This window comes from Aeromonas sp. R3-1 (assembly GCF_040908345.1).
In the GTDB taxonomy this organism is placed as follows: Bacteria; Pseudomonadota; Gammaproteobacteria; order Enterobacterales; family Aeromonadaceae; genus Aeromonas; species Aeromonas veronii.
Genome location: NZ_JBFODN010000186.1, coordinates 1 through 5,455 on the forward strand (window position 1 = coordinate 1; position 5,455 = coordinate 5,455).

8 protein-coding genes are annotated in these 5,455 nt (G+C 63.0%); all 8 read left to right on the forward strand.

The genetic code is table 11. From position 1 onward, the window contains the following. On the forward strand, positions 1–483 hold a 483-nt coding region (locus tag AB5Y85_RS11225), incomplete at its 5' end, for a cytochrome ubiquinol oxidase subunit I (RefSeq protein WP_368221432.1). After that, positions 483–1,622: a cytochrome d ubiquinol oxidase subunit II gene (cydB, locus tag AB5Y85_RS11230; protein WP_368221434.1), complete on the forward strand. Its 1,140-nt coding sequence runs from the start codon at positions 483–485 to the stop codon at positions 1,620–1,622. The genes AB5Y85_RS11225 and cydB, both read left to right, overlap by 1 nt. 16 nt (positions 1,623–1,638) lie before the next feature. After that, positions 1,639–1,749: a cytochrome bd-I oxidase subunit CydX gene (cydX, locus tag AB5Y85_RS11235; protein WP_005337572.1), complete on the forward strand. Its 111-nt coding sequence runs from the start codon at positions 1,639–1,641 to the stop codon at positions 1,747–1,749. Positions 1,750–1,877: 128 nt separating this feature from the next. After that, on the forward strand, positions 1,878–2,837 hold the full coding sequence (locus tag AB5Y85_RS11240; RefSeq protein ID WP_042081514.1) for an MBL fold metallo-hydrolase: 960 nt from the start codon (positions 1,878–1,880) through the stop codon (positions 2,835–2,837). Continuing rightward, on the forward strand, positions 2,830–3,159 hold the full coding sequence (locus tag AB5Y85_RS11245) for a hypothetical protein (protein ID WP_236302529.1): 330 nt from the start codon (positions 2,830–2,832) through the stop codon (positions 3,157–3,159). Before AB5Y85_RS11240 ends, AB5Y85_RS11245 begins: the two co-directional genes overlap by 8 nt. Then, positions 3,147–4,004 (forward strand): DUF692 domain-containing protein, encoded by an 858-nt coding sequence (locus tag AB5Y85_RS11250; RefSeq protein WP_368221436.1) that lies wholly within the window; start codon positions 3,147–3,149, stop codon positions 4,002–4,004. Before AB5Y85_RS11245 ends, AB5Y85_RS11250 begins: the two co-directional genes overlap by 13 nt. After that, positions 3,997–4,791, forward strand: a complete 795-nt coding sequence (locus tag AB5Y85_RS11255; protein WP_368221438.1) for a putative DNA-binding domain-containing protein — start codon at positions 3,997–3,999, stop codon at positions 4,789–4,791. Before AB5Y85_RS11250 ends, AB5Y85_RS11255 begins: the two co-directional genes overlap by 8 nt. Beyond that, positions 4,788–5,396, forward strand: a complete 609-nt coding sequence (locus AB5Y85_RS11260) for a DoxX family protein (protein WP_257686590.1) — start codon at positions 4,788–4,790, stop codon at positions 5,394–5,396. The genes AB5Y85_RS11255 and AB5Y85_RS11260 overlap by 4 nt, the downstream gene beginning before the upstream one ends. Positions 5,397–5,455 lie beyond the last annotated feature (59 nt).

Genomic DNA, 5,455 nt, shown 5'->3' on the forward strand with positions numbered 1-5,455 from the left:
GCCAGCAATATCGCCAAGGCCGGTGAGGCGGAGATTGCCAAGGCGGTCGATGACTCCATCCCGCCAGTGGCACCGCTGTTCTGGGGCTTTCGGGTGATGGTGGGGCTTGGCGTCACCATGCTGGGGCTGATGGTAGTGAGCTTTGTTCAGCTATGCCGCAACCGGCTGCAAGACTCGCCACGGCTGCTCAAGACCCTGCTCTGGAGCATTCCGCTGCCCTGGATTGCCATCGAGGCGGGCTGGCTGGTGGCCGAGCTCGGCCGTCAACCCTGGACCATCAGCGATGTGCTGCCGGTCTCGGCCTCGGTCTCTTTGCTTCAGCCGGGCCAACTCTGGTTCAGCCTCATCGCCATCTGTTCCATCTACACCCTGTTGCTGGTGGTGGAGCTGTTCCTGCTGCGACATGTGATCCGCAAGGGGCCCGCCATTCTCCATACCGGCCGCTACAGCGATGAACAACCCGAACTTGCGAGGATCGCCTGATGGATTACGCAACCCTGAAACTCATCTGGTGGGCGCTGCTGCTCTTCATGATGGTCGGTTTTATCGTGATGGATGGCTTCGATCTCGGCATCGCCATGCTGCTGCCGGTGGTGTCGAAAGATGACGACGACCGCCGTCTGGTGATCAACAGCGTGGGGCCGGTGTGGGAGGGCAATCAGGTGTGGCTGATTGCCGGTGCCGGTGCCCTGTTCGCCGCCTGGCCGCTGGTCTATGCCGCAGCTTTCTCGGGGCTTTACATCCCCATGGTGGTGCTGCTGCTCGGGCTATTTTTGCGTCCGGTCGGTTTTGACTATCGTAGCAAGCTGGCCGATCCGGTTTGGCGCCGCTGGTGGGATCGGGCGTTGGTGGCCGGTGGCCTGATACCGGCGCTCATTCTCGGTGCGGCGATCGGTCTGGTGATGGAAGGGCTGCCGTTTCGCTTCGACACGGCGCTGCGTCTGCACTATGGCGCGTTCGACTTCCACTGGGGCTGGCTGCTCTCGGTGCTGGCCACTGCCATTAGCCTGTTGCTGCTGCACGGCGCCGGTTTTCTACAAGCCAAGGTGACTGGCACCCCTGCGCTGCGCGCACGGGGGATCGCCATCCTGCTGGCCCCGCTGGTGAGCCTCTGCTACCTGCTGGCCGGCTGGCATCTGGTGGATCTGCAAGGGTTTCAGCTGACCGGTGTCGGCACACAACCCTTTGACCCGAATGCTGCCATCAGCCCGCTGATGAAGGGAGTGATCCCCCACGCCGGAGGCTGGCTGCGCAACTACTTTGACTATCCGCTGCTGTGGCTGGTGCCGATCATCGGGACGCTGGCGCCGCTGGTGAGCGGGATTGCCTCCTGGCTGGAGCGGGGCCGAATTGCGCTGCTGACCAGCGCCATTGCCTGTGCCGCCATGCTCTGCTCGGTAGCCATCGCCCTGTTCCCCTTCGTGCTGCCTTCATCCCTCGATGCGGTCAGCAGCCTGACCCTGTGGGACAGCACCTCCAGCTACAAGACCCTGGCCATCATGTTCGGCCTCGTGCTGGTGCTGATGCCGATCAACCTGGGCTACACCGGCTGGGTCTATCGAGTGGTGCGCGGCAAGCTCGACCGTGCCCGCATCAAGCGCGACAGCCATCAACTCTACTGACCTCAAGGGATCTGCTATGTGGTACTTCACCTGGATTTTGGGCCTCGGATTCGCCCTGCTGCTGGGCCTGTGCAACCTGCTCTGGCTGGAAGCGCGCTGGCAGGCGGACGAACGGGACGGTAACTGACGGCGGGGCTCGCGCCCCGCCACGGCCGGTGGCTGGCGTTCATACGTCGCCATCGGCCCCTCTCTCCCCCTCTTTAAACGACACACACGACACACTTTCAACTGACAACCAACCGACAGGTAATTGTGATGAAACAGAGATTGAAAGCGGTGGCGCTGGCCATCGGGTGCGCGCTCACCGTCGCCCCGGCCTGTGCCGAACCGGTACAACTGACGCCACTGGATAAAACCTTCACCCTGCAGGTGCTCGGCAGTGGTGGCCCCATCTCCGACGATCTGCGCGCCTCCTCCAGCGAGGTGATCTGGTGGAAGGGGAAATCCCGCATCCTGATCGATGCCGGTGGCGGCGTCTACCTGCGCTTCGGCCAGGCGGGGGCCAAGCTCGAAGAGGTCGATTTTATCGGCATCACCCACTTCCACACCGACCATGTGACCGACCTGCCCGCCCTGCTCAAGGGGGCCTACTTCTTCGAGCGCAGCGATCCGCTGGATCTGGCGGGGCCAGAGGCCGGCTCGGCCTTCCCCAGCATGAGCGGCTACTTTGATGCCCTCTTCAACAAAGACAAGGGCGCTTATGCCTACCTGAGCGGTTTCAAGGATGGCACCGATGGCCTCTTCCCCATCACCCTCCATGATGTGCCCTACCAGAGCCCGCAGCCTCACACCGTCTATCAGCAGGATGGGCTGACCATCACCGCCCTCGGCATCCCTCACGGTGACGTGCCCTGTCTGGCCTATCGCATCGAGAGCGCCGAGGGGACCATCGTTATCTCGGCGGATCAGAACGGCAGCAACCCGGCCTTTGTGCCGTTTGCCAAGGGGGCCGACATTCTGGTGATGCCGCTCGCCATCCACGAAGGGGCCGACCCTGTCTCCGCCTCGCTCCATGCCAAGCCATCTGTGGTGGCCAAAATTGCCGCCGAGGTAAACCCCAAGCTGCTGGTGCTCAACCACTGGATGGGGGTTGGCCTCAATCACAAGAAAGAGGCGATGGCCATCGTCAAACAGCAATTCCACGGCCAGATCGTGGCCGCCCGCGATCTCTCCAGCTATCCCGTTTCATCCGTCAAGGAGTCCGCCCATGAGTAACTCAAGCAGCAACAAAACCACCGGCAAACTGACCCTCTCTATCGCCATGACCAGCCTGATTGCCCTGACTCCGGGGCTGGCGCTGGCGGCCACCCCGAGCGATGCGCCTGTCAAGGCCGCCCCCAGCGAACAGCACGGCGGCAAGTGTGCGGCGGGCAAGTGCGGAACCGAGAAGCGCTTCGAGAAGCAAGCCCTCGACAGTGATCCGCAGGGGCGGCTGGTGCGCGCCCGCGATGGCAAGTGTGGCGTGGCGGGCGAGGGGATTGATGGCAATACATCCAGCAAGAGCAGCAAGATGACGGAGGGGGTATGCGGCCAATAAGCTCCCGCAGTCGGGGGATCGGGCTGCGTCAGGAGCATCTGGATGCGCTCTGCTCCGGCCCCATCCGCCCCGGCATCGACTTTCTCGAACTGGCGCCGGAGAACTGGATGGCCATCGGCGGCGCCAAGCGGGCGCAGCTGCACCAGCTGGCCGAGCGTTACCCGCTGGTGGCCCACGGCCTCAGCCTCTCCCTCGGCGATTGCCAGCCCCTCAATCGCACCCTGCTCGGCCAGATCCGCACCTTTTTGGACGAGTTCGGCATCGGGATCTACAGCGAGCATTTGAGCTTTTCCCGCGACCAACAGGGTTATCTCTACGAACTGCTACCGGTGCCGCGTCAGTGGGAGAACATCCCCTATCTGGCCGAGCGGATCGCGCAGGTGCAGGAGGCGCTGGCCCGCCCGCTGGTGCTGGAAAATATCTCTTACTACCACGGCTATGACCACGAGATGCCGGAGGAGGATTTTCTCGCCGAGCTGGTGGCGCGCAGCGGCTGCGAGCTGCTGCTCGATATCAACAACGTCTTCGTCAACAGCCGCAACCACGGTTACTGCCCCAAGCGGATGATCGCCGGGCTGCCGGGCAGTGCGATCCGCTATTTCCATATCGCCGGTCATCTGGAAGAGGCGGACGGCACCTTGCTGGATACCCATGGCAAACCGGTTTGCGAAGAGGTGGTGGCGCTGGCCCGTTATACGGTGCAGACCCACGGCCTGCGCCCCCTGCTGCTGGAGCGGGATCACCATCTGCCGCCGCTGGCAGAGCTGGAGGCCGAGCTGGCACGGGTGCACGGCGCCTGTTGCGAGGCGATCGACAGTCAGGTGCGGGAGGTGCGTTATGGATAGGCGGTTATCTCTGATCAGCGCGCCCAAAACGGCGCCGCAGCGGATGCAGCAGCAGACCGCCTGGCTGGCGAGCCGGGTACGGCTGCCGCAGGATGGCATCGCCAGCCACTATGCCCGCAGCGTGCGCGCCAATGTGGAGTCGGTGCTGGAGAGCGCTTTTCCGCTCACCCACGCTCACTGGGCGCCGGTGGACAGAGGGCAGCTGGTGGAGGGCTTTGTCATCGCGCACGGCGCCGAAGCCCCCGAGTTTCACCATATCGCCACCGAGTTTGTCCGCTATGTGCAGCATCGCCACAGTGAGGGCTCTCTCAACTGGCCCAGGCAGCGGCTGGCGCTGCTGGAGTACGAGTGGGCCTGCCTCTGTGTCGAGATTGATGAAGGGGTAGTGCCGCAAGTTATATCGGGGGTTGAGGTGATGGCGGAGAGTCCGCTTGTGCTCAATCCCACCCTGCAACTGCTGGAGCTACCCTTTGCCATCCGTCGCAGCGGCGTGTTGCCGACCCGGCAGGGCAGCCACTTCTATGGCCTGTTTCGCAGCCCGGATCATCAGGTGGTGACCCAGCGCTTGCGCGAATGGGACGTGGCGCTGATCCAGTTGCTGCAACAGCAGCCGGGGATCACTCAAGCCGCGTTCCTGCAACAGGTACAACAGGTACGCAGTGACTTTGATCTGAGCGAGTGGGCGCGCCATTTTCACCGGCTGGGTCTGCTTACCCTGCCCGTCGGTGAGCGCCAGCCTGGCACTCCCTTGCCCCCATTTAGCAAACACCAAGGAGAATTCCCATGAACAACACCCTGATCCAGTGGTACGAGCGGGCGGTAGCCCAGTGCAAGCGGCTCGATTTTCTGGCCCTGCTGGCCATTCGCCTCTATCTCATTCCGGTCATCTATGTGGGGGCCCACTCCAAGGTGATGGGGTTTGCCGGCACGGTCGCCTGGTTTGGTGCCCCGGTCTCGGAAGGAGGGCTCAACCTGCCGTTCCCGACCCTGCTCGCCTTTCTGGCGGCGGTTACCGAGGTACTGGGCTGCATCTGCATCGCCCTTGGCCTCTTTACCCGTATCATGGCCATTCCCACCATCTTCCTGATGAGCGTGGCGAGTGCCATGGTGCACTGGAAGCACGGCTGGGACGCTATCGCCACCGGCAGCATGGAGGCCACTGTGCGCCTCAACGGCTTTATCGAGTGGCTGGCCGCCAATTTCCCCGGTCGCTACAACTACATCACCGAGCTCGGGGATCCCGTGATGCTCAACAACGGGATGGAGTTTGCCGCCACCTACTTCGTGATGCTGCTGGTGCTGCTGGTTTACGGTGGTGGCCGCTACGTCAGCCTCGACTACTGGCTCAAACGTGCCGTGACTGGCAAAGCAGGCGTGCAACAGGCGGCATAAGACCCGCCAACGGATAACAAAAACCATAACGACAGAGCGTGAAAAACAGCGAGCGGCCG

Coding starts and splice junctions, on each gene's coding strand:
- cydB (WP_368221434.1), top strand. CDS start 483: ATGGATTACGCAACCCTGAAACTCATCTGGTGGGCGCTGCTGCTCTTC.
- cydX (WP_005337572.1), top strand. CDS start 1,639: ATGTGGTACTTCACCTGGATTTTGGGCCTCGGATTCGCCCTGCTGCTG.
- AB5Y85_RS11240 (WP_042081514.1), top strand. CDS start 1,878: ATGAAACAGAGATTGAAAGCGGTGGCGCTGGCCATCGGGTGCGCGCTC.
- AB5Y85_RS11245 (WP_236302529.1), top strand. CDS start 2,830: ATGAGTAACTCAAGCAGCAACAAAACCACCGGCAAACTGACCCTCTCT.
- AB5Y85_RS11250 (WP_368221436.1), top strand. CDS start 3,147: ATGCGGCCAATAAGCTCCCGCAGTCGGGGGATCGGGCTGCGTCAGGAG.
- AB5Y85_RS11255 (WP_368221438.1), top strand. CDS start 3,997: ATGGATAGGCGGTTATCTCTGATCAGCGCGCCCAAAACGGCGCCGCAG.
- AB5Y85_RS11260 (WP_257686590.1), top strand. CDS start 4,788: ATGAACAACACCCTGATCCAGTGGTACGAGCGGGCGGTAGCCCAGTGC.